The sequence below is a fragment of the Pantoea sp. AN62 genome, from assembly GCF_050432985.1.
Lineage (GTDB): Bacteria > Pseudomonadota > Gammaproteobacteria > Enterobacterales > Enterobacteriaceae > Pantoea > Pantoea brenneri.
Genome location: NZ_JBNPYB010000012.1, coordinates 122,470 through 145,979, shown reverse-complemented (window position 1 = coordinate 145,979; position 23,510 = coordinate 122,470). Strand labels below are relative to the sequence as shown.

Below are 23,510 nucleotides of genomic sequence, written 5' to 3'. Positions count from 1 at the left end.
CTGCGAGATGCTGGCCCCAAATTACTGCTTAGGAGAAGATCATGGGTTTGTTTTCTAAACTTTTTGGCGAAAAAACAGATAGCGCTGGGACAATTGACATCGTAGCGCCTCTGTCAGGCGAAATCGTGAATATTGAAGACGTACCAGATGTGGTGTTTGCAGAAAAAATCGTGGGCGACGGTATTGCGATCAAACCGAGCGGCAACAAAATGGTCGCGCCTGTTGATGGCACTATCGGCAAGATTTTTGAAACCAACCACGCTTTTTCAATCGAGTCTGATAACGGCATTGAGCTGTTTGTCCACTTCGGCATCGATACGGTTGAACTGAAAGGTGAAGGCTTCAAACGCATCGCTGAAGAAGGCCAGAAGGTCAAAAAAGGCGACGTGGTCATCGAGTTCGATCTGCCGCTGCTGGAAGAGAAAGCAAAATCAACCCTGACACCGGTTGTCATCTCCAACATGGATGAAATCAAGGAATTGATTAAGCTGTCTGGCCAGGTGACCGTCGGCGAAACGCCGGTGATTCGCATCAAAAAGTAAGCGTCAATGATTAAACATAACGGCACCTTCGGGTGCCGTTATTGTTTCTGCCAATCGGCAAGGCTCAGGGCTGCTGCCAGCGCGGTAAACGCAGCGTCAGCTCAAGCCCGCCATCAGGACGGTTGATCGCTTTGACCTCGCCATGATGCGCCAGCACTACTTTGCGCACGATAGCCAACCCAAGGCCATAGCCTTTGCCCATCAGCGGCGAATTGACCCGCACAAACGGGTCAAAGATGCTGGATAACTTCTCTTCATCGACACCCGGCCCCTGATCCCGCACCCGAATCGCCAGCCACTGCTGTTCCACACTTAAGCGTACCTCAATCTGCTGACCGGGCAGCGAAAAGCGCAGCGCATTGCGCAGCACGTTCTCGACGCCACGCCGTATCAGCTCCGCATTACCGCGCACCGTGTAGTCGGCCTGTTGATCCACCAGAAACTCAACCCTGACGCCGGGGATCTGCGCTTCATAGCGGACATCGGTGACCACCGCCTCAAGTAATCCGGTCAGGTCAAAATATTGCTCATCCGGAATGCTTTCATGTTCGGCGCGCGACAGGGTTAACAATTCACCGATCATTTTGTCCAGCCGGCGCGCCTCTTCATCAATCCGATCCAGTGAACTGCCGACGCTTTCCGGCGTCTGGCGCGCCAGTCCGGTGGCCAGCTGCAGCCGCGCCAGCGGGGAGCGCAGCTCATGGGAGATATCGTGCAGCAGCTCTTCGCGCGCCCGCACCAGCGTTTCCAGCCGTTCAACCATCGCGTCAAAGGCTTCCGCCACGTTGGAAATCTCATCGTGACGTTTGCGCATCATTGGAAACAGCCGCACGCTTAAATCGCCCTCGGCGACCCGGGAAAAGCCTTCGCGTAACTGACGCATCGGTCGTGTCAGGTTCCAGGCCAGCAGCAGGCTGAACAACAAGCCGACCGATCCGGCAAACACGAACATCGGCTCGGGAATATTGAGAAATTTGCGCGGCATCATGTTCATGCTGCTGTCTTCCCGCATGCCTTTAATGTTGTAGCGCAGCTCATACTCTTTGTTATCTGCGCCGCGCACCCAGCGCACAATCTGGTCGGGGATCCGGCCTTCAAACGGTGAATTTAGCCGCTCGGGCAGACTGGGCTGACCGGCCGGACGCGCATGCTGTATCACGGTAAAAAACTGGCGATCGTTAGGCTCCCAGCCCGCCATCATATCCTCCAGCGCCGCCGGACCGCCCCGCTCCAGCACCGACACCGCAGAGGCCATTTGCAAATCGACGGTCCGCCGGATGGCGACGATTTCAGGCGGCTCATGGCGTTTACCGGAGAGCGAAAAGCCCAGCCAGAGTAACTGGCTCATGATAACGAACACTATCCAGAAGCCGATCAGAATCTTCCAGAACATCCGTCCACGGTAGCTTTGCTTCATCGAATACGGTAACCAATGCTGCGCACGGTTTCGATATTCACGCTGTCAGCGGTTAAGGCGCTTAACTTCTGGCGGATATTACTGATGTGGACATCGACGCTGCGATCATAGGCTTCGCGAGGACGACCGAGCCCCTTTTCTGACAGCTCATCTTTCGATACCACCCGATCCGGCGCGCGCAGCAGCAGATCCAGCAGGTTAAATTCCGAGGCGGTCAGATCAAATGCTTTGCCCTGCCATTCGGTAATGCGGGTGGCAGGATTGAGCGTCAGCTCGCGCCAGCGCAGCGGCTCTTTGGTATCCGGCTGCGGCGCCTGCTCTTCAAACCGGCGCAGCACCGCACGCAGACGGGCCACCAGTTCACGCGGATAGCAGGGTTTCGGCATGTAATCATCCGCGCCCATCTCCAGTCCGATGACCCGATCAATATTGTCGCCTTTCGCGGTCAGCATAATCACCGGCAAACGGCTGTTCTGCCGCACCTGACGCAGCACATCAATACCGCTCATATCGGGCAGCATGATATCCAGAATCATTGCGGTGTATTGTCCGGACAGCGCCCCCTGAATCCCGGCGCTACCGGTTAACACCAGCTGCGCATCGAACCCTTCAGCGATCAGGTACTGGCTTAACATGGTGCCTAATTCAACATCATCATCAACAAGCAGGATTTTCATTTTTATCTCTCGTACAAAATTGCCGCTATTTTGTCCTGAGCCGCACCAGGGCGCAGCCTGATTTACGCGATCCTTACAGATTTAGCACTGCCGACGGCATAAGGCCACGCAAAAAAAAGCCTGCGGGCAGCAATAACGCGCACGCAGGCCGTTTCAGGCGGAGATGAAGTTACTGATAGAGGCCGGTCGAGAGATAACGATCGCCGCGATCGCAGGCGATCGCCACCACTACGCTGCCGGGATGGGCAGCGGCGATCCGCAAGGCGCCCGCCACCGCGCCACCGGAGCTTACGCCGCAGAAAATCCCTTCACGTCGCGCCAGCGCGCGCATCGTCTCTTCCGCTTCCTGTTGTGACATATCAATCACGTCATCGACCAGATTGGGTCGGTAAATGCCCGGCAGATAGGCCAGCGGCCAGCGACGGATCCCCGGAATGCTGCTGCCCTCACTGGGCTGCAAACCGATCACCTGCACCCCGGTATTGTGCTCTTTCAGGTAACGCCCGACGCCGGTAATGGTACCGGTGGTGCCCATACTGGAGACAAAATGGGTCATCCGCTGGTTTGACTGCTGCCATAACTCGGGGCCGGTGGTCTGATAATGGCCCAGCGGATTATCCGGATTATTGAACTGGTCGAGTACCCGGCCTTCGCCACGCGCTGCCATCGCCTGCGCCAGGTCGCGGGCACCTTCCATTCCCTGATCGCGCGACACCAGCACCAGTTCCGCGCCGTAAGCGCGCATCGCATCCTGCCGCTCCTGACTCATGTTATCGGGCATCAGCAGACGCATCCGGTAGCCTTTCAGCGCGGCGATCATCGCCAGCGCAATGCCGGTATTGCCACTGGTGGCTTCAATCAGCTGATCGCCGGGAGTGATTTCGCCGCGCAACTCTGCCTGATGGATCATCGACCAGGCCGCGCGATCCTTGACCGAACCCGCCGGATTATTGCCTTCCAGCTTGAGCCACACCTCACTGCCGTTGGCGGGCGTCAGGCGCTGCAGCTTAATCAGCGGGGTACTGCCGATGGTATCTTCGAGAGTCGTCACGGTGTCGTTCCTGGCGTAGTGCAAAAGAAAAATGGCAAAAAAAAGGCGGGAGTCACACTCCCGCCCGGTGTTGATGAGAAAATATCAGGCGCTCTGCGCAAAGGCAACTGCGCGCAGCGGGGTGTCGCCCTGATAGAGACGCGCCTGCTGCAGGCCGATAAACAGGCGTTCGCCGCGAATCGGTGCGGTCTGCTCGCCTTCAAATACCAGCGAGAACGGCTCGCTCTGCCAGCCGGCAGGCTGCACCACCAGCTGCCAGAAATGTCCGCGCGGACTGATCTCCAGCACCTGAACCGGCAGCGGCGTTTCCAGGCTGCTTCGGCGCGAAACATCAATCTCCCACGGACGCAGGAACAGTTCCACCGCGCCCTGATGCGCCGAGGTGTAGCCCAGCGGCCAGTGATGTGCACCTACATGGAACTGTGAACCCTGGATTTCGCCGTCAAAGCGGTTTACTTCACCAAGGAACTCCAGCACGAAGCGGGTCGCCGGATCGCGCCAGACGTCATCTGGCGTACCGACCTGTTCGATATTGCCCTGACTCATTACCACAACGCGATCGGCCACTTCCATCGCCTCTTCCTGGTCGTGGGTGACGAATACGCTGGTAAACTTCAGCTCTTCATGCAGCTGACGCAGCCAGCGGCGCAGCTCTTTACGCACCTGCGCATCCAGCGCGCCAAACGGCTCATCCAGCAGCAGGATTTGCGGTTCAACCGCTAAAGCACGCGCCAGCGCCACACGCTGTTTCTGTCCGCCCGACAGCTGCGCCGGAAAACGATTCGCCAGGTGCGCCAGCTGCACCATCTCCAGCAGGCGGGTCACGCGATGTTTAATTTCCGCCGTGGACGGACGCTCACGACGCGGCAGCACCGTCAGGCCAAAGGCGATGTTGTCGAATACCGTCATATGACGGAACAGCGCATAGTGCTGAAACACAAACCCTACCTGACGGTCGCGGGCGTGCAGGCGACTGACGTCATGGTTATGAAACCGAATCTGACCGCTGTTCTGATGCTCCAGTCCGGCAATAATGCGCAGCAGCGTAGTTTTTCCCGAGCCAGACGGACCCAGCAGCGCCACCATTTCGCCCGAGGCAATATCAAGAGAGATATCGTTCAGCACCGACGTGCGACCAAAGGATTTGTTGATCTTGTTAATCTCAATGCTCATGATTTCCCTCCTGTTGCAAGCGGTTGTGCTGATGCGCTAAGCGCCATTGCACAATGCTCTTCAGAAACAGCGTGACAATTGCCATCAGCGTCAACAGCGCAGCGGCGGTAAACGCGCCAACGGTGTTGTAATCCTGATGCAGTAATTCAACCTGAAGCGGTAAGGTATAGGTCTCACCGCGAATCGATCCCGATACCACCGAGACCGCACCAAATTCACCAATCGCGCGGGCGTTGGTCAGCACCACGCCGTACAGCAGCGCCCAGCGGATATTCGGCAGCGTGACCCGACGGAACATCTGCCAGCCAGAAGCGCCCAGCAGAACCGCCGCTTCATCTTCGTGACTGCCCTGGCTCAGCATCACCGGCACCAGTTCACGGACGACAAACGGACAGGTAACAAACACCGTTGCCAGCACCATGCCGGGCCAGGCAAACATAATCTGGATGTTATGTGCATCCAGCCAGCCGCCAGCCGGGCCGTTAACGCCCCAGAACAGCAGATACATCAGACCGGCCACCACCGGCGAGACGGCAAACGGAATATCAAACAGCGTCAGCAGCAACTGTCGTCCCGGGAAGGTAAAACGCGTCACCAGCCAGGCGAGCAGCGTACCGAACACCAGGTTGACCGGCACAGTGATCAGCGCGACCAGCACCGTCAGCCAGATCGCATGCAGCATGTCGCCATCCGCCAGATTGCCGAGCGCCACGCCTAATCCCTGGTTCAGTGCTTCCCAGAAGATCGAGGCCATCGGCACCACCAGCAGCAGGACCGACACCAGCGCCCCGATACCAATCAGCAGCCATTTGCCCCAGTTTACCGGCTGGCGGGCAGCATGATTAAGTTGCGAAACCTCTGCCATTAGTGGCCTCCCAGACGACGGCCAAAGCGGCTCTGTAATGTGTTAATCGCGAACAACAGAATCAACGAGGCGGCCAGAATCACCGAGGCGATAGCGCTGGCAGCCGGATAATCAAACTCCTGCAGCCGGACGAAAATCATCAGTGAGGTCACTTCGGTTTTCCAGGCGATGTTGCCGGCAATGAAGATCACCGCACCAAACTCACCCAGGCTGCGGGTAAACGACAAGGCGGTACCTGCCAGCAGCGCGGGCGCGACTTCCGGCAGCACTACGCGGCGGAAACTCTGCCACGGCGTGGCACCCAGCGTTTCGGCGGCTTCTTCATACTCCGGGCCTAACTCCTCCAGCACCGGCTGTACGGTTCGCACCACAAACGGGATACTGGTGAACGCCATCGCGATGGCAATGCCGATCCAGGTGTACGAAATTTTGATATCAAAATGGGCAAACCACTGTCCATACCAGCCGTTGACTGAAAACAGACCGGCCAGCGTCAAGCCCGCCACGGCCGTCGGCAGGGCGAACGGCAGATCCATCAGGCCATCCAGCAATGTACGACCAGGAAAACGGTAACGGGTAAGGATCCACGCCATCAGCATGCCGAACACCGCGTTAAACAGCGAAGCCACGCCCGCAGAGAGCAGCGTCACCTTATAGGCGGCAATCAGCTGCGGATTGGTGATCACATCCCAGTACTGTTGCAGCGTCATCTGCGACAGCTGCATGAGCACTGCACTGATTGGCAGCAGCAGAATTAAACAGGTAAACAGCAGACTGGTGCCAAGGCTGATACCAAAGCCGGGCAATACGCGTTTCTGGCTGGCTGCAAACATTATCCACGCCCCGCCGCTAACAATTTGTCGAGCTCACCGCCGCTGACGAAATGGGTCTGCATCACTTTATCCCAGCCGCCAAAGGCGTCTTCAACCCGGAACAGCGTGGTTTGCGGGAAGCGATCTTTCTGCTCCGCCATCAGTTGCGGATTATTCACCCGGTAGTAGTAACGGGTAATGATCGCCTGAGCAGCCGGGGTATAGAGATAATTAAGGTAAGCGCTGGCCGCGTCAGTGGTGTTGTTGTGGGCGACATTTTTATCCACCCACGCCACCGGAAACTCCGCCAGAATGTCGGTCTTTGGCACCACCACTTCATACTGGTCTTTACCGTACTGATTGCGGATGTTGTTAACTTCCGACTCAAAGCTGATCAGCACATCGCCGAGGCCACGCTCAGCAAAGGTGGTAGTTGCGCCGCGGCCGCCGGTATCGAACACTTCAACATTTTTCAAAAACCGGGTCATAAAGGCGCGGGTTTTGGCCTGATCGCCGCCATCGGCTTTGTCCGCAGCGCCCCAGGCAGCCAGATAAGTGTAACGGCCATTACCGGAGGTTTTTGGATTGGGGAAAATCAGCTTCACGTCGTTGCGGGCCAGATCTGACCAGTCATGAATCTGCTTTGGATTGCCCTTACGTACCAGGAACGCCATGGTGGAGTAAAACGGCGAACTGTTGTTAGGCAGTCGGTTTTTCCAGTCCGCTGCAATCAGGTTACCTTTATCATGCAGCACCTGCACGTCAGTCACCTGATTGTAGGTGACCACATCCGCGCGCAGCCCCTGCAGAATCGCCAGTGCCTGCTTCGAAGAGCCGGCATGTGACATCTTAATGGTCAGGGGATCGGCCGGATGGCTGGCATCCCACTGTTTAATAAACGGTGCATTCAGGGCAACAAACAGCTCACGCGACACATCGTAGGAGCTATTAAGTAATTCAGTAGCATGGACTGCGCCAGCCACGCTCAGCGACAAGGCGATACCGCTCACGATTTTTTTCATCGCTTGTAATGTCATTTGGCACCCTGAAAAAGTTTGATGCGGATCTCACCCGCTGAGGCACCAGTTTATTTATAACTGTGTGAAAACCAGTAACGGTTTTATATATCGTTTGATGATTTCAAAGTCGAAAAAAGCATAAGACGGCGGCGAAGTTTATGCTGTTTTCAGCAAAAGACGAGGCGGACGGCAGGTCGCGTCCGCTGGGGGATTGAGAGAGACGTACGGGGCAACGGCGGGCTTGCCAGACAGCCCGCCGCACGCGCCGCTGACAGTCTTAACGCTGCCAGACTATCTTGCTGATTTTCCAGTTTTTCAGCGTGTCGTCAGAAGGCATTAACCCTTCCGGACCGTGCCAGTCGCCGTGGTAAACGTAAGTCAGATGCTGACTGCCGGGCACGCGGCAGGCGACGTCGCGGGTATCGGTTCCGCTGGCCAGCGCGCAGTTATCGAAGGCTTTCGTGAATTTATTGCTGAACAGATCGCCAACTTTGCTGCCGTCAGCGCTGACAATATTGCTGTCCATCACTTCAATGCGTTCTGGCTGTGACTGACCGTACACCACCACTTTAACCTCGCCATCCTTCAGCGCCTGCCAGAAAGAAACCACCTGGCCGTTCTGACTGCGCATCCCCTGACGCAGGCTATAGTCGCCGTTCAGTCCGTCATTAATGGCGCTTTCGCTCATGGCAGTTGAGGCGGTTAAGCCGCCCACGCCCTGCTCGGTCACGGTCAGCGAAGAACCAAACCAGTTCCACGGCAGCGTTGATGACCAGTGATAACTCAGCGGATTCCACCAGCTTACCTGCTGGCTGCTGTCAGCGCCGGAACCGGCGTTGCTGGCGCAGCCGCTCAACACAACGGCGGCCATCAGTAGCGTGGAACGAACAGCTTTCATGAAAACTCCTGTTAATGCGATGCCGGAAAGGCGGAACTGATTGGAGTCGCAAAGCGGCAAAAAGTTTATTTAAGATGGTGTTCGGGCAGAAAGCAGTCGCGCAGACGCCGGTTGCTTTGCAGCCAGATCAACGCCAGCAGGTCAAACAGCGTCAGTAACAGCGGCAGCGGCGAGCTGAGCAGATCGCCCTGAATAAACTGCACGCCCTGCCAGAGTAAATTCACCAGCAGTGAAAGCGCCAGCACGCTGCGCCAGTGTTGCCACAGACGCGGCCAGCGCGTCCGGTAGCCGGTCAGCAGCAGCCCCGCCAGCGCCGGTAACCCGAGCGCGAGACCGATCCAGAACGCCTGCTGGTCAGGATAGAACAGCGCGAGCAGATCGTTGCCCTGCTGACGTGAAGCCCCGGCCATCACCAGCAGCAGCCAGGTGCGTGCCTGTAGCAGCAGGATCAGCCAAAAAAGAAATGGCAGCCGCAGCTGCCCTTTGCCATCATATTCATCCGGCAGATAGTCGGGTGACGGATTAATATTCACGATCTTCAATCAGACGCTTGCCGTACAGCAGCGCATCAACCGGCTCGTAATCAAGCTTCTCGTAAAACGCTACCACCTGATCGTTCTCTTCCCGGATCATCAGATGCAGTTTCGGACAGCCGCGGGCAATCAGCTTCTTCTCCAGCCGGTTCATCAGGGCATTGGCAAAGCCGCGGCCCTGATAATCTGGATGGACCGCCAGATAGTAAGCGGCACCGCGGTGGCCATCGTAGCCCCCCATCAGCGTGCCCACTACCACACCGCCCACTTCAGCGACCAGAAAAAGATCGGGGTCGTGATGCATCTTACGTTCGATATCCAGCTCCGGATCGTTCCATGGCCGTAACAAATCGCAACGTTCCCATAAGGTGATCACTTCTTCAAAATCTTCCTGGCGGAAGGCGCGGATTTCCATCTTCTTTACCTGCAACTAACCACAATTTGCTGATTATCACGCATTCTTCGACACACGCAACCCTCGCCACGCTGGCGACAAACAAAAAACGCAAATTTTCTGTTCGCGGACTGAAATACAAAGTAATGCCCTGAAATGTTTCAGAGATCGCAGCCGGCATAGCGTTACGCTATAACATCGGCAACATTCTTCTGAACGGACCCGCACATGCATTTGCTTAAACGTTTGATCCACCGTCGCCAGTTACTGCTTTCCGGGCTGGCGCTGGCCATTTTATCGCCGCGTGCCGTTCAGGCCAAAGAGGCGTCTGCTGGGCTGCAGAACAGTACGCGTCATCCGCGCCCTGCTCCACCAGCCAAAAATGGCAAGCGCATCGTCATGCTTGATCCCGGCCACGGCGGCGTTGACTCTGGCGCGGTGGGCGAAGAGGGATCGGAAGAGAAGCACATCGTGCTGGAGATCGCCGGCAATGTGCAGCGTCAGTTACAGAGCCATCCGCGCATTGAGGTACGACTGACGCGCGACAGCGACCATTTCATTCCGCTGTATCAGCGGGTCGAGATTGCCCATCAGCACGGCGCGCATCTGTTTATGTCGATCCATGCCGATGGGTTCACCAGCCCGGACGCTAATGGCGCTTCGGTGTTTGCGCTCTCCAATCGCGGCGCCAGCAGTTCAATGGCACGCTATCTGTCGCAGCGGGAAAACGATGCCGACAAACTGGGCGGCGTGAAGGTGCAGCAACAGGATCACTATCTGCAGCAAATTCTGTTCGATCTGGTGCAGACCGATACCATCAAAAACAGCCTGACGCTCGGTAAGCACGTGCTGGACCAGATCCGGCCGGTGCACCATCTGCACAGCCAGCACACCGAACAGGCGGCGTTTGCGGTACTGAAGTCGCCGTCGATTCCTTCGGTGCTGGTTGAAACCTCGTTTATTACCAATCCGCGTGAAGAACAGTTGCTCGGCACCAGCGCGTTCCGCCAGAAGATTGCCGCTGCCATTGCCAGCGGTATCGTCAACTACTTCGATGAATTCGATCGCCACAACGCCTGATTGTGGCCAGCTGTTCAGCGCACTAGCACCGCCGCAGCCATGCAAGCCGCCAGATTTTGCGTATAATCGCGGCAGACTTTGACCAACAATAAGCGAAGAGATGGCTGATATTTCCCGCGTAAAAGCATTCCTGCTATCCCTGCAGGATGAGATTTGTAGCCGCCTGGCGGCAGAAGATGGCGGCGCACAGTTTGCCGAAGATAGCTGGCAGCGTCCCGGCGGCGGCGGCGGGCAGAGCCGTGTGCTGCACAACGGGGCGGTATTTGAACAGGCGGGCGTCAACTTTTCGCATGTGCATGGCGATCAAATGCCGGCCTCGGCAACCGCGCACCGGCCAGAGCTGGCGGGTCGCAGCTTTGAAGCGATGGGCGTCTCGCTGGTGATCCACCCACATAATCCTTACGTGCCCACCAGCCATGCTAACGTCCGTTTCTTTATTGCTGAGAAACCGGGAGCCGATCCGGTGTGGTGGTTTGGCGGCGGTTTTGACCTGACGCCGTTTTACGGCTTTGAAGAGGATGCGCTGCACTGGCATCAGACCGCCTTCGATATTTGCCAGCCGTTTGGCGACGATATCTATCCACGTTATAAAAAGTGGTGCGACGACTACTTCTATCTCAAACATCGCGATGAGCAGCGCGGCATTGGCGGCCTGTTTTTTGACGATCTTAATACCCCTGACTTTGAGCACTGCTTCAGCTTTATGCAGGCGGTGGGCCGCGGCTTTATCGATGCCTATTTACCGATTGTGGCACGACGTAAAGATCATCCGTGGGGCGACCGTGAACGACAGTTCCAGCTCTATCGTCGCGGCCGCTATGTGGAGTTCAATCTGGTGTGGGATCGCGGCACGCTGTTTGGTCTGCAGACCGGCGGCCGTACCGAATCGATCCTGATGTCGATGCCGCCGCTGGTGCGCTGGGAATATGCTTACCAGCCGGTTGAGGATTCGCCTGAAGCCGCGCTCTACCGCGATTTCCTGCCGGTAAAGAACTGGCTGAATCTTCCCGCCTGATCGCATGACTCCGCAGCGCGGCCTGCGCTGCGGAGTCACGATCGTCGCCCCCTGAATACACTCTTTCACTGTAGCTGCTAATAAAGTTATTCCATTTGCCACAATCACTCATAAATAATATCAGAATAGCGTTCATTTCTGTTTGATGCTCATCCGTTAGCGCCTGACCTTTAATTGATATAATAAGTAATCTCGCGACAAGGATAACAGCAATGGCACTTTTTATAGATCCCGACGAAACACTACAATCGCTTAATTTTGCTGAGATAGCTGAGCGTCTTAATATCGAAATATACAGCGGCTTCAAACCCGACCTTACTCCGTGGCTGGGTAAAAACATTATCTTCGATGATCTGATTGCAAAAAGAAACACCGGCACCGGCAACGACCATTATGAAGACCAATGCTCAGCAAAATATTACTATGACATCTTCAATACGATTAAATCGTCTCTGGGCGAAGCAAACAGAATCGTTGAAGTCGGGGTATTTATGGGCGGAAGTACCTCAATTTTAGCGGGGTGTGCCCATTATCTGGGTATTGAACTCGACTTAATCGATATCAACCGTAATTTTTTACAGTTTGCCCACGAGCGCGCCAGAAGAAGCTACCCTGAAGCCGTTGAAAGCCGGGTCAGAATGTTTCACGGTACGCTGCCGGAATATGTCAGAGATGTGCTGATGGGCGAAGAGAATGTCAAAATCATTATTCATCATGATGGTTCACACTCGTTTGAACAGGTGATTCGTGATCTCGGCAGCCTCTATTATTTAAAAGATAAACTGCACAGCATCCTGATTCAGGATACCCATTTGCGCGGCATACCTAAGTATTTTAATTTTGTTGATGCGGCAGTGTATTCCATTTTTGGACGGGATGTCACCTACGCGCCTATCGGCAGCGTTTATAATGATAGCCGACTTTTCGAACCCAACAAATGGGAAGGTAATTACTTCATGCCCGGCGAGCCTGAAGGAATGTATATTCCACTGAGCCATAACAAGTTTCACTATCCTCATCCAAAAATCGGGTTCTCAGAATTTTTTGAAAGTGTTTAACTGCGCTCCGATTCAATAAGTTTCCCCGGCAGCCCGTATTCATCCTGATGATATAACACGCCACTCAACGGTTATCGGCTATTCCCCTCCGGGGAAGAGGCCGATTTCCCGCCGTCTTTCCACAACGCACTTACTCTGCACTCACCACATCAAAACCCCGGTCCCGATTACAGATCAACTTAGCGGACCAGCCGCTGCTGTCGCCCTTCGCCGACGCTTCCTTTATTGCCGCCTGACTGACGGCAATGCTTACGCGTGTCACTCCCGCCTCAACCGTCGTGCGCTGCCGGTGTCGCTGATACGGCACGGATTGCTACAGTGTTGCCTGCGTCATTTATCCTGGCTGCTATGCTTAGAGGTGGAATATGGCGCACCCCACGGTTAACACCGCATGACGGCTCCTTCGCACCGCCTCGCAGCGCAACAATCAGAGAAACCGCATTTTCATCGGAAAGTGTCTGTTGCAATGTTATGGGTTCGCGTTCCCGGTAGCAGAGCACGCCACAGATTGGCTACGAGGCCTGAGGTGCTCCCTTTTCGCTTTCATGTTTTCTTTTCAAGGAGTTTAGAAATGAACCAGCTAGAAGCCCTAAAACAGTTCACCACCGTGGTGGCGGACAGTGGTGATATCGAATCAATTCGCAATTACCATCCGGAAGACGCCACCACCAACCCGTCACTGATCCTCAAAGCCTCCAGTCTTGATGCCTATAAACACCTGATTGATGATGCGATCGACTACGCCAAAAAACAGGGCGGCAGCAAAGAGACGCAGATCATCAACGCCAGCGACAAAGTGGCGATTAACCTCGGTATGGAGATTCTGAAAAGCGTACCGGGCCGTGTCTCGACCGAAGTGGATGCGCGCCTCTCTTTCGATCGTGGCATGTGTGTGACTAAAGCAGAGAAACTGGTTCGCCTGTACGAAGAGCATGGTATCGACCGCTCACGTATTCTGATCAAGCTGGCCTCAACCTGGGAAGGCATCCGCGCGGCAGAAGAGCTGGAGAAAAATGGCATCAACTGTAACCTGACGCTGCTATTCTCCTTTGCCCAGGCGCGAGCCTGTGCCGAGGCGGGCGTGTTCCTGATCTCGCCATTTGTTGGCCGTATTTATGACTGGTACAACAGCCGCAAACCGATGGACCCTTATGTGGTCGATGAAGATCCGGGCGTGAAATCCGTTCGTCGCATCTACGACTACTACAAAAAGCATCGCTACAGCACCATCATCATGGGTGCCAGCTTCCGTAAAGTGGAGCAGATTGTGGCACTAGCCGGCTGCGACCGTCTGACCATTTCGCCTAACCTGCTGGAAGAGTTACAGAACAGCGATGCGCCGCTGGAACGTAAACTGGAACCATCAACCGAAGGCTTCCATCAGCCGTCGCCGCTCTCTGAAGCTGAGTTCCGCTGGGAGCATAACCAGGATCCGATGGCGGTGGAAAAACTCTCTGACGGTATCCGTCAGTTCGCGGTTGACCAGCAGAAGCTGGAAGATGTGCTCGCCGCACGCCTGTAGTGTTCATTTTTAGTCGGGCGGGAATTTCCCGCCCTGATTCTTAACAAGGGAGAACTTTATGTCCTCACGCAGAGAGTTGGCAAACGCGATTCGTGCACTGAGTATGGATGCGGTACAGAAAGCAAACTCAGGTCACCCGGGTGCGCCAATGGGCATGGCAGATATCGCTGAAGTCTTATGGCGCGACTTCCTCAAACACAATCCGACCAATCCCGCCTGGCTCGACCGCGACCGGTTTATTCTCTCCAACGGTCACGGCTCAATGCTGCTTTACAGCCTGCTGCACCTGACCGGTTATGATCTGCCGATTGAAGAGCTGAAGAATTTCCGTCAGCTGCATTCAAAAACCCCGGGCCACCCGGAGATCGGCTACACCCCTGGCGTTGAAACCACCACCGGCCCGCTGGGTCAGGGACTGGCGAATGCTGTCGGCTTAGCCATTGCCGAACGCACCCTGGCGGCGCAGTTTAACCGCCCGGATCACGACATCGTTGACCACTTCACCTATGTCTTCATGGGCGATGGCTGTCTGATGGAAGGGATCTCGCACGAAGTCTGTTCGCTGGCCGGTACGTTGGGCCTCGGCAAACTGATCGGCTTCTACGACCACAATGGTATTTCGATTGATGGCGAGACCGAAGGCTGGTTTACCGACGACACCCATAAACGCTTTGAATCCTACAACTGGCATGTGATTGGCGACATTGACGGACACGATCCGGAAGCAGTCAGCCAGGCGATCAAAGAAGCGCAGAGCGTGACTGACAAGCCGTCACTGATTATCTGCCGCACTATTATCGGTTTCGGTTCGCCGAACAAAGCCGGTAAAGAAGAGTCACACGGTGCGGCGCTGGGTGAGGAAGAAGTGGCGCTGACGCGTAAGCAGCTCGGCTGGAACTATCCGCCGTTTGAAATTCCGGCAGAGATCTACCAGCAGTGGGATGCCAAAGCCGCCGGTGCGGAACGCGAAAAAGCCTGGGATGCTAAATTTGCCGCCTATAAGCAGGCCCATCCTGAGCTGGCTCTGGAATATGAGCGCCGGATGAATGGCGAAATGCCGTCTACCTGGGAAGCGGAAGCCACCAAATTCATCAACGATCTGCAGGCCAATCCACAGAAAATTGCCAGCCGTAAAGCGTCGCAAAACTCGCTGGAAGCCTACGGTAAATTACTGCCCGAGTTCCTCGGCGGATCGGCTGACCTGGCCCCGAGTAACCTCACCATCTGGTCAGGCTCGAAGTCGATTAAAGACGATCCGGCCGGTAACTACATCCACTACGGCGTGCGTGAATTCGGCATGACAGCGATTGGTAACGGTATCGCTCACCATGGTGGCTTCGTGCCTTACACCGCGACCTTCCTGATGTTCGTTGAGTACGCGCGTAATGCGGCGCGTATGGCGGCACTGATGAAAGCGCGGCAGATTCTGGTCTATACCCATGACTCGATTGGTCTGGGTGAAGATGGCCCGACGCACCAGCCGGTTGAGCAGATCGCCAGCCTGCGCCTGACGCCGAACATGAGCGTCTGGCGTCCGTGCGATCAGGTTGAGACGGCGGTGGCATGGAAAGCGGCGGTAGAACGCCATCACGGCCCGACGGCGCTGATCCTGTCACGTCAGAACCTGCTGCAACCGGAGCGCACGCCAGAGCAGATTGAGAACATCAAGCGCGGCGGTTATGTGCTGAAAGACTGCGACGGTACGCCAGAAGTGATTCTGATCGCGACCGGTTCAGAGATTGAGATCACCCTTGGCGCCGCGGAGAAACTGACCACCGGTGGCCATAAAGTCCGGGTGGTTTCTCTGCCATCTACTGACCTGTTTGATGCACAGGATGCCGCTTACCGTGAATCGGTACTGCCGAGCGGCGTGAAAGCGCGCGTGGCGGTTGAAGCCGGTATCGCTGATTACTGGTTCAAGTATGTCGGACTGGATGGTGCGATTGTCGGGATGACCACCTTTGGCGAATCAGCGCCGGCCGGTAAGTTGTTCCCTGAGTTTGGCTTCACGATTGAAAACATCGTCAGCCACGCTGAAGCATTACTCAAGCCAGTTTAATGGTTTTGCCCTTCCCGGCCGATCGGGAAGGGCCATTTCTGCTCATAGCCTGAAACAGAAAAAAATCTGCTTACCCCTCTTCCCGCCTCGCGCAAACTGATTACTATAGACTCGTCCTATTTTACGCTGCCTGTCCGCTGGCCGCCCGCCTCTTCCTGTCTGATGGAATGTTGCGGTTTGCTGTCGGCGACTTCCTGAAGTATTAAGGCAGCCATTTTCCGCCGATTTAATAGCGAAGCCCTCTCCGTTGAACATGCGCACATCATATTTACTGGCCTTAATGGTTTCTCTGCTTCCATTAAAAAGCATGGCGCAGGTCGCGCCCGATCCGTTGCTGGCGTCACAGATTGTCGATCGCTATGCGGAACATATCTTTTACGGCAGCGGCGCGACCGGCATGGCGCTGGTGGCCATTGATGGCAATCAGCGGGTGTTCGCCAGCTTTGGTGAAACCCGGCCAGGCAACAATGTGCGTCCGCAAAAAGATTCGCTGATTCGCATCGCCTCACTCAGTAAGCTCATGACCAGCGAAGTGATGGTAAAGCTGGCGGAGCGCGGCCAGATCCGCCTCGACGATCCGCTCAGTAAATATGCGCCGCCGGGCGCGCGGGTACCGGGCTACAACGGCCAGCCGATTCGTCTGATTAACCTGTCGACTCATACCAGCGGTCTGCCGCGTGAGCAGCCCGGCGGTAAACCTCATCGTCCGGTCTTTGTCTGGCCCACACGCGCTGAGCGCTGGGACTGGCTCTCTGGTGCCACGCTTAAATCAGCACCGGGCAGCGATGCCGCCTATTCCAACCTGGGATACGATCTACTGAGCGATGCGTTGTCGCGGGCAGCGGGTACGCCTTATCCGGCGCTGTTTCAGCAGCTGATTACCCGACCGCTCGGCATGAAAGACACCACGTTTACCCCGTCGCCAGAGCAGTGCAGCCGGTTAATGGTGGCCGAGAAAGGCGCCAGCCCTTGTAACAATACGCTGGCCGCGATTGGCAGCGGAGGCGTCTACTCCACGCCGGATGATATGGGTCGCTGGATGCAGCAGTTCCTTAATTCATCGGTCAACCAGCGCACGCCGCAGATCGATCGGCTGCAGACGCTGATCTATCGCCGCGACCAGTTGCATAAAGTTGAAGGCATGGATGTGCCGGGCAAAGCCGACGCGCTGGGAATGGGCTGGGTCTATATGGGACCAAAATCCGGACGTCCTGGCATCATTCAGAAAACCGGCGGTGGCGGCGGCTTCATTACCTATATGGCGATGGTGCCGCAGCATAATGTGGGAGTGTTTGTGGTCGTCACCCGCTCACCGCTCACCCGCTTTACACCGATGAGCGATGGCGTGAACAACATGCTGGCTGAACTGGTCGGTAACCAGCTGGGATCACCGATGATGGTGCAGGCGATTCGTTAACGTTGCTGCACCGTACTGGCGGACTGGCTTACCCACAGGGTGGGCCAGTCATCGCTGCTGTGCCAGGCGTCACAGGTCGATTCTTCAGCATACTCCGCCAGCACAAAACGCGTGCCGTCAAACTGCCAGCGTGTCGCTCTGCCGCAGTCGCCTAATCCGCGTCCTTTGCCAAAGGTATAGAGCTGGCCGGTAGCCGCATCGTAATCCGCATTAATCAACTCAAGCTGGCGTTCGCTGGTACCCGGTGGCGTAAATGGCAGGGTCAGCGTCACCCCTCTCGCCACGTAAGGCTGACTGCGCGTCACTTCAAACGCCAGATCGATCACGTTGTAAGCGCCCATTTCGCAACTCACCAGCAGCAGCGCTTTCTGATCGGTCAGCGGCGCCACGCTCACTTCGCGCCGCATCGGGTCCAGCGAACAGGAGTCGGTATTGATGCGCCAGGTGCCGTAATCGATCAGTCCGCTGGTCTCTTCGCGGGTCAGCGCAGCAGGCTGAGGCGGCGCGGGCGGTAATGGCGGCAGAGTCGGTGACGGCGGCACATCCCAGCTGGCCCGGTCGCCGCGCTTAACCCAGGCACTCATGCCATTCACCCTGCCCTGCACATCATCCATCAGCAGCAGTGCCGCTTTCATGCCGCGCAGCGAGATCAGGGCATTGGGATCGTAGGTGAGCTGCACGGTTTTTGCGTCCAGTACCAAATCAAGGAATTCATCGATGGCGATGGCGTTGCTGGTGGCGAGATGATGGGGTTCTACCGTCCAGTGTTTCAGATCGGGTTTGAGGCGACGCTGGTCGAGCAACAGATTATCCTGCAGCGGCCCGCCCTTCAGCTCACCGCTGTAGGCGCTGCCATAGTCGATACGCAGCAGCGGGCGGTCATTGACCCCCGCATGACGCGAAATCGTCATTACTAATCCTTTGTCGCCCGGAATATTGCGTGCCACGCAGAATGCCGCGTTGTTACAGGTCATTTGCCAGTCGTTAAACGACTTCTGCAACGGTTCGGCCTGCACAGAGGCAACCAACAGCGAAGACGACAGCCACAGCGATTTCATCCAATACGACATTAAGAAAATCGATCCCCGAATACTCAGAGTGGAGATGATAGCGCATCAACGGGCCCGACGGCGGCCGCATTCTGTGAACCCGTCCAGAAAGCGCGATTAACTGCTTAAAAAGCAGCCATGGTTCAGTGAAAAGTAACGCATCAGCCACCGCTACTCAGGATAAAATCGGATCGGTTCGCTGCGCGCGTTACGGCTTTAACCAGCCCGCTAACTGCGCATGCTGTAACAACATCACGGTTTTACCGTCGCAGATGCGGCCATCTTTGACCATCGCCAGCGCCTCAGGAAAAGCGATCTCCAGCACCTCGATCGATTCATCCTCAACCCCGCCGCCCGCATTGTCGCGCAGCGATTCATTATACTCAGCAGCGAAAAAGTGGATAAGCTCGGTCACTCCGCCCGGCGACATGTAGCAGGCATAGAGTTTTTCTACCTCGCCTACCGCATAACCGGTCTCTTCAATCGCCTCTTTGCGAATGCAATCTTCGGGTGAATCGTCGTCGAGTAAGCCAGCGCAGGCTTCGATCAGCATGCCGCTGTGGTTACCGTTGACGTAGGTGGCGATGCGGAACTGACGCGTCAGCACCACGTTGTTCTTTTCGCGGTTATACAGCAGGATAGTCGCCCCGTTGCCGCGATCGTAGACTTCGCGTTTATGGCGAATCACTTTGTCACGCCGGTCGGTGATTTCATAGGTGAAGTTGCGTAGCACAAACCAGTTATCAGACAGCAACTTATCTTTGATGATATTGATCTTAAACGACATGCGCGCTCCGCTACAGCATAAAGGGAGTCTGCCATCATAGGATGAAGCCGCCGGGAAAACTATCTGAATTCGCCTGCCGCCGCGCTGGATAAACGGCAATAAAAAAGCCAGCCCGCAGGCTGGCTTATTCACGACGCGCTGAGATTAGTGCGAGCTTTCATCTGCCAGTCGGGCTGGCTTCGGCTCTTCTTCATGGTGATCGTGTTCGGTTTCCGCAATAGCGCTGACGCGCTTACGGACCCCAAACCAGCCCAGCACCAGAATCACCGCAATCAGCGGGATTGAGGCGATGGTGTAGGTGCCGTTCGGATAATCAAACGCCATCAACACCAGCACGCTGAACAGGAACAGCAGCGTCAGCCACGAGGTAAACGGCGCGCCTGGCAGCTTAAAGCTGACGTCATCCGCTTTGCCTTCTTTGATCGCCTTACGCAGCCGCAGCTGGCATACCACAATAAATGCCCAGGAAGAGATAATTCCCAGCGAAGCGACGTTCAGGACAATCTCGAATACCTGCGAAGGCACATAGTAGTTAAGCACCACGCCAATCACGTAGACGCCGATGGTGACCAGAATACCGGCATAAGGCACCTGCTGACCGTTCATCTTTGACATGAATTTTGGTGCCGATCCGCCCATCGACATGGAACGCAGAATACGTCCGGTCGAGTAAAGGCCGGAGTTCAGGCTGGAGAGCGCCGCGCTCAGTACCACGATATTCATGATGCTACCAATGTAAGGCACGCCCAGCTTCGAGAAGAAGGTCACAAACGGACTCTGACCTGCCTGATAGGCATTCCACGGCAGCAGCATCACCAGCAGCACCACCGACCCGACATAGAACAGGCCGATACGCCAGATCACGCTATTGATCGCTTTTGGCAGCATGGTTTTCGGGTCTTTACATTCGCCGGCCGCAGTGCCGACCAGCTCAATCGAGGCGAAGGCAAATACCACCCCCTGAATCAGTACCAGCGCCGGCAGTAAGCCATGCGGGAACAGGCCGCCGTTGTCGCTAATCAGATGGAAACCGGTACTGTTGCCATCCAGCGGTTTGCCGGTGCCGAGGAACACCACGCCTACCACCAGAAACAGCACAATCGCCAGCACTTTGACCAGCGCGAACCAGAACTCCATCTCGGCGAACCACTTCACGCCAATCATGTTCATGGTGCCTACGATGGCCAGCGCGCCAAGCGCGAAGACCCACTGTGGCACATCGCCAAACGCGCCCCAGTAGTGCATGTAGAGCGCGACGGCGGTGATGTCGACGATACCGGTCATGGCCCAGTTCACGAAATACATCCAGCCTGCGACGTATGACGCTTTTTCACCGAGGAATTCACGGGCATAGGAGACGAAGCTGCCGCTGCTGGGGCGATGTAATACCAGTTCGCCCAGGGCACGCAGGATAAAGAAGGAGAAGATGCCGCACACCAGATAGATGATAGCCAGCGCCGGTCCGGCCGCCTGCAGACGGCCACCGGCCCCCAGGAACAGACCGGTGCCGATGGCGCCGCCGATAGCAATCATCTGTACGTGACGGTTGCCCATCGCCTTTTGATAGCCGCTGTCGTGCGAATTAAGCCAGCGTCTTTTTGCAGCGCGCATCTCGGCCGCAGATTTTTTATTCGATTTCATAGCTTTCCTGTTTGTCCTGACCATCAGTCGCAGTACATCCAAACGATTGCGTTATGCCATGCGAAATGGGGTATTTTCCTCTGTGCGTCTGCCTGTGAGTTAGCGAAAGCAGCGCGGGAATTAACGGCGATGAATCCTACCCGTTCTGCAAGAACGAAGCAAAATATAGTGGGAGGCTGCACGGGTTGATTTGTAAGAATCGGTTCTGATGCACAAAAACAAAAAAACCGGCCGCAAACGGGCCGGTAAAAGCTACAGGGATGGAAACCGGGAGGGTGGGATTAGCGGTAGATCTCTGCGGTGCCGGTCCACAGGCTGGAGTCACCCGGGTTGTCGACACCGATAACGCGATAGTGGCTGGCGCCCATCTCTTCCGCTTTTTGTGACAGCTGGCGATTCGCATCATCCAGTGAGCCACGGACATTAGAGACGGAAACGTTGCCGATGCTCTGCATACTCTGCGCCTGGTCACGGTCAACCGGCAGCGCAGCGAAGGTTGAAAATGAGGCGGTAGCCAGCAGGGCACCAGCCAGAACTGCATTCAGTCTTTTCATCAGATGCTCCTTAAAATGTGATCCGCGAGTGTTTTAATGACTGGATGAATTATTAACGCTGCAATGAAAGGCAACCTCTGCCGGGCGTAAAGCTGGTTATTTTTTAAACGCCTTTGTCTGTGCGTTCCTGGGAACGGTCAGTTGCGGTCATTTTATGTACATTATGTAACGGCTTGTGTAATAAACAGGGTATTGGGACTTTGCGTTGTGCCACCGCTCTCTTATAATCCCGCACTCCCTACAGGGCTATTGATGTGATTGTTAAACGTTCCGTTACCCACAGCATTGCGCAGGCGTTAAGCGCCATCGTGCTGCTTTCACTGCTGACCACCGGTCTGGCGCTAGTCACCCTCTTCAGTAGCCAGCGTGATGCCGAAGCGATCAATCTGGCGGGATCGCTGCGGATGCAGAGTTACCGTATGGCCTGGGATGCCAGCAGTCAGCCACAGCAGCTGCCTCAACATCTGGTGCTGTTCCGGCAGACGCTCGACGCTCCGGTGCTGCAAAAGCTGGATCGCCCCTGGGTGCCGCGCGAAGTTAAGCTGCTCTACCAGCGGTTACGCGCAGGCTGGCCGTCATTGCAGCAGCGGCTGGAACAGGGTGATGCGCTGGCTTATCAACAGCAGGTACCGCTTTACGTCGGCGAGATCGACCGTTTCGTGCTGGGCTTGCAGCGCTATGCTGAACTGAAAATGCGGCTGGTGGCGGCCAGCAGCCTGGCCGGGGTCATCGCCATTGTGGCGCTGGCGCTGCTGACTATTCGGTTCACCCGGCAGCAGGTGGTGCGCCCGCTCAATGCGCTGGTCACCGCCAGCCGCTATGTTGAGAGCGGCAATTTTGATTTTCCGCCGCTCAGGGTGGAGCAGCAGAACGAACTAAAGGTGCTGTCGCAAGCGTTTAGCGGCATGGCGACCCGCCTGCATTCACACTATCAGCTGCTGGAAAGCACGGTGCGCGCCAAAACCGAAGATCTTACTCAGGCCAACCGCACACTGTCGCTGCTGTACGACAGCTCACAGATGCTGACCGCCAGCCCGCTGCATCCGGCCCTGTTTGAAGCGGTGCTCAATAATGTCCTGACCCGCGAGAAACTGACGGCGATTCGGCTCGACAGCGACCAGTTTCATTTTCATGCCGGTGAATGTGATGCCACCACGGACTGGCAACGACTGCCGCTGCAGCAGGGCGACCAGCAGATTGGCGAACTGCGCTGGCGGGCGCGCGCCCCTGCCCCGGCGGATGAGTTAATGCGCAGCCTGGCGGCGATGCTGGGACGCGCCATCTGGATCTGGCAGGCCCAGAAGCAGCATCAGCAGATGCTGCTGATTGAGGAACGCACCACTATCGCTCGCGAACTGCACGATTCGCTGGCGCAGTCGCTGTCATTTTTGCGCATTCAGCTTACGCTGCTGCGACGGACCGTCGATAAATCTGACCACGCCGCCCACGGCATCATTGCCGACTTTGATCAGGCGCTGGCCGATGCCTATCGCCAGTTACGGGAACTGCTGACTACCTTTCGCCTGACCATCGAACAGGCGGATCTGGTGGCGGCGATGCAGGCGATGATCGCCTCGCTGCAGGAACAGACCGGCGCGCAGATTCTCTTCAACTATCAGCCAGGCTTAGAGAGTCTCGAAGCGCAGCAGCAGGTCCATGTTTTACAGATCGCCCGCGAAGCGTTGCTGAATGCGATTCGTCACGCCAGCGCGCAGCGCATCAGCATTGATTATCAGCACACCGAACAGGGTGAGCACTTACTGACGATTACCGATGACGGCGTTGGCATCAGCAACACCGATGAACCGCCAGGCCACTACGGACTGACCATTATGGCGGAGCGCGCGCAGCGCTTAGACGGCAAGCTCAGCATCAGCGCCCAGCCACGCGGCACCCAGGTCGCACTGCGTTTTCCACCGCGTCCGGCGCGTCAGTTCGAATAGCGTG

General features: G+C 56.2%; 22 protein-coding genes. 8 read left to right on the top strand and 14 right to left on the bottom strand.

Translation table 11 applies throughout. The features are described 5' to 3' along the window. The first annotated feature begins 41 nt into the window (after window positions 1-41). Window positions 42-542: a PTS glucose transporter subunit IIA gene (gene crr, locus FHW04_RS15465; RefSeq protein WP_069728735.1), complete on the top strand. Its 501-nt coding sequence runs from the start codon at window positions 42-44 to the stop codon at window positions 540-542. A 64-nt stretch (window positions 543-606) separates the two neighbouring features. On the opposite strand, the gene FHW04_RS15460 is transcribed toward crr, so the two are convergent. The 10 genes from FHW04_RS15460 to FHW04_RS15415 all read right to left on the bottom strand — a co-directional run bounded on the left by FHW04_RS15460 (window position 607) and on the right by FHW04_RS15415 (window position 9,402). Next, window positions 607-1,959: an ATP-binding protein gene (locus FHW04_RS15460; protein ID WP_069728734.1), complete on the bottom strand. Its 1,353-nt coding sequence runs from the start codon at window positions 1,957-1,959 to the stop codon at window positions 607-609. Then, window positions 1,956-2,636 (bottom strand): response regulator transcription factor, encoded by a 681-nt coding sequence (locus FHW04_RS15455; protein ID WP_031375856.1) that lies wholly within the window; start codon window positions 2,634-2,636, stop codon window positions 1,956-1,958. The genes FHW04_RS15460 and FHW04_RS15455 overlap by 4 nt, the downstream gene beginning before the upstream one ends. Window positions 2,637-2,805: 169 nt before the next feature. Continuing rightward, entirely contained in the window at window positions 2,806-3,687 is an 882-nt protein-coding gene (gene cysM, locus FHW04_RS15450) for a cysteine synthase CysM (protein ID WP_089561694.1), read from the bottom strand. A gap of 84 nt (window positions 3,688-3,771) precedes the next feature. Next, window positions 3,772-4,860, bottom strand: a complete 1,089-nt coding sequence (cysA, locus tag FHW04_RS15445; protein ID WP_089561693.1) for a sulfate/thiosulfate ABC transporter ATP-binding protein CysA — start codon at window positions 4,858-4,860, stop codon at window positions 3,772-3,774. Next, window positions 4,850-5,725 carry a sulfate/thiosulfate ABC transporter permease CysW gene (cysW, locus tag FHW04_RS15440; RefSeq protein WP_069728733.1) on the bottom strand — a complete coding sequence of 292 codons (876 nt, stop codon included), beginning with the start codon at window positions 5,723-5,725 and terminating at the stop codon, window positions 4,850-4,852. Before cysW ends, cysA begins: the two co-directional genes overlap by 11 nt. Then, window positions 5,725-6,558, bottom strand: a complete 834-nt coding sequence (cysT, locus tag FHW04_RS15435) for a sulfate/thiosulfate ABC transporter permease CysT (protein WP_031375853.1) — start codon at window positions 6,556-6,558, stop codon at window positions 5,725-5,727. Before cysT ends, cysW begins: the two co-directional genes overlap by 1 nt. Next, window positions 6,558-7,574 carry a sulfate ABC transporter substrate-binding protein gene (locus FHW04_RS15430; protein WP_069728732.1) on the bottom strand — a complete coding sequence of 339 codons (1,017 nt, stop codon included), beginning with the start codon at window positions 7,572-7,574 and terminating at the stop codon, window positions 6,558-6,560. Before FHW04_RS15430 ends, cysT begins: the two co-directional genes overlap by 1 nt. Before the next feature lie 259 nt (window positions 7,575-7,833). After that, window positions 7,834-8,454: an RpoE-regulated lipoprotein gene (locus FHW04_RS15425; protein ID WP_069728731.1), complete on the bottom strand. Its 621-nt coding sequence runs from the start codon at window positions 8,452-8,454 to the stop codon at window positions 7,834-7,836. Between the two features lie 65 nt (window positions 8,455-8,519). Further along, the gene (locus tag FHW04_RS15420; RefSeq protein WP_031375850.1) at window positions 8,520-8,987 is read right to left on the bottom strand and encodes a DUF2919 family protein; all 468 of its coding nucleotides are present in this window, start codon (window positions 8,985-8,987) and stop codon (window positions 8,520-8,522) included. Beyond that, window positions 8,977-9,402, bottom strand: a complete 426-nt coding sequence (locus tag FHW04_RS15415) for a GNAT family acetyltransferase (protein WP_031375849.1) — start codon at window positions 9,400-9,402, stop codon at window positions 8,977-8,979. Before FHW04_RS15415 ends, FHW04_RS15420 begins: the two co-directional genes overlap by 11 nt. A 207-nt stretch (window positions 9,403-9,609) precedes the next feature. Here FHW04_RS15415 and amiA point away from each other — a divergent pair, with 207 nt between their 5' ends. From amiA to ampH, 6 genes are all read left to right on the top strand, one after another. After that, window positions 9,610-10,461: an N-acetylmuramoyl-L-alanine amidase AmiA gene (gene amiA, locus FHW04_RS15410; protein WP_069728730.1), complete on the top strand. Its 852-nt coding sequence runs from the start codon at window positions 9,610-9,612 to the stop codon at window positions 10,459-10,461. 100 nt (window positions 10,462-10,561) lie between these two features. After that, window positions 10,562-11,476, top strand: coding sequence for an oxygen-dependent coproporphyrinogen oxidase (gene hemF / locus FHW04_RS15405; RefSeq protein ID WP_089561691.1), 915 nt, complete (start codon window positions 10,562-10,564; stop codon window positions 11,474-11,476). A gap of 212 nt (window positions 11,477-11,688) precedes the next feature. Beyond that, window positions 11,689-12,534, top strand: coding sequence for a class I SAM-dependent methyltransferase (locus FHW04_RS15400; RefSeq protein WP_089561690.1), 846 nt, complete (start codon window positions 11,689-11,691; stop codon window positions 12,532-12,534). A 571-nt stretch (window positions 12,535-13,105) separates the two neighbouring features. Then, a complete protein-coding gene (tal, locus tag FHW04_RS15395; protein WP_031375846.1) occupies window positions 13,106-14,056 on the top strand; it encodes a transaldolase in 951 nt (316 codons plus the stop codon). 58 nt (window positions 14,057-14,114) lie between these two features. Beyond that, a complete protein-coding gene (tkt, locus tag FHW04_RS15390) occupies window positions 14,115-16,115 on the top strand; it encodes a transketolase (protein WP_031375845.1) in 2,001 nt (666 codons plus the stop codon). 253 nt (window positions 16,116-16,368) lie between these two features. After that, entirely contained in the window at window positions 16,369-17,532 is a 1,164-nt protein-coding gene (ampH, locus tag FHW04_RS15385) for a D-alanyl-D-alanine-carboxypeptidase/endopeptidase AmpH (protein ID WP_069728727.1), read from the top strand. Here the strand turns inward: ampH and FHW04_RS15380 are convergent. The 4 genes from FHW04_RS15380 to FHW04_RS15365 all read right to left on the bottom strand — a co-directional run bounded on the left by FHW04_RS15380 (window position 17,529) and on the right by FHW04_RS15365 (window position 21,563). After that, a complete protein-coding gene (locus FHW04_RS15380; protein ID WP_069728726.1) occupies window positions 17,529-18,602 on the bottom strand; it encodes a DUF1176 domain-containing protein in 1,074 nt (357 codons plus the stop codon). The two genes, ampH and FHW04_RS15380, sit on opposite strands and share 4 nt — an antisense overlap. A 187-nt stretch (window positions 18,603-18,789) precedes the next feature. Next, window positions 18,790-19,368, bottom strand: coding sequence for a GDP-mannose pyrophosphatase NudK (gene nudK / locus FHW04_RS15375; RefSeq protein ID WP_089561688.1), 579 nt, complete (start codon window positions 19,366-19,368; stop codon window positions 18,790-18,792). 144 nt (window positions 19,369-19,512) lie between these two features. Continuing rightward, window positions 19,513-21,009, bottom strand: coding sequence for an L-asparagine permease (gene ansP, locus FHW04_RS15370; protein ID WP_031375841.1), 1,497 nt, complete (start codon window positions 21,007-21,009; stop codon window positions 19,513-19,515). A 281-nt stretch (window positions 21,010-21,290) separates the two neighbouring features. Then, a complete protein-coding gene (locus tag FHW04_RS15365; protein ID WP_031375840.1) occupies window positions 21,291-21,563 on the bottom strand; it encodes a YdgH/BhsA/McbA-like domain containing protein in 273 nt (90 codons plus the stop codon). A gap of 254 nt (window positions 21,564-21,817) precedes the next feature. Here FHW04_RS15365 and narQ point away from each other — a divergent pair, with 254 nt between their 5' ends. Then, window positions 21,818-23,506: a nitrate/nitrite two-component system sensor histidine kinase NarQ gene (gene narQ / locus FHW04_RS15360; RefSeq protein WP_179420094.1), complete on the top strand. Its 1,689-nt coding sequence runs from the start codon at window positions 21,818-21,820 to the stop codon at window positions 23,504-23,506. Window positions 23,507-23,510 lie beyond the last annotated feature (4 nt).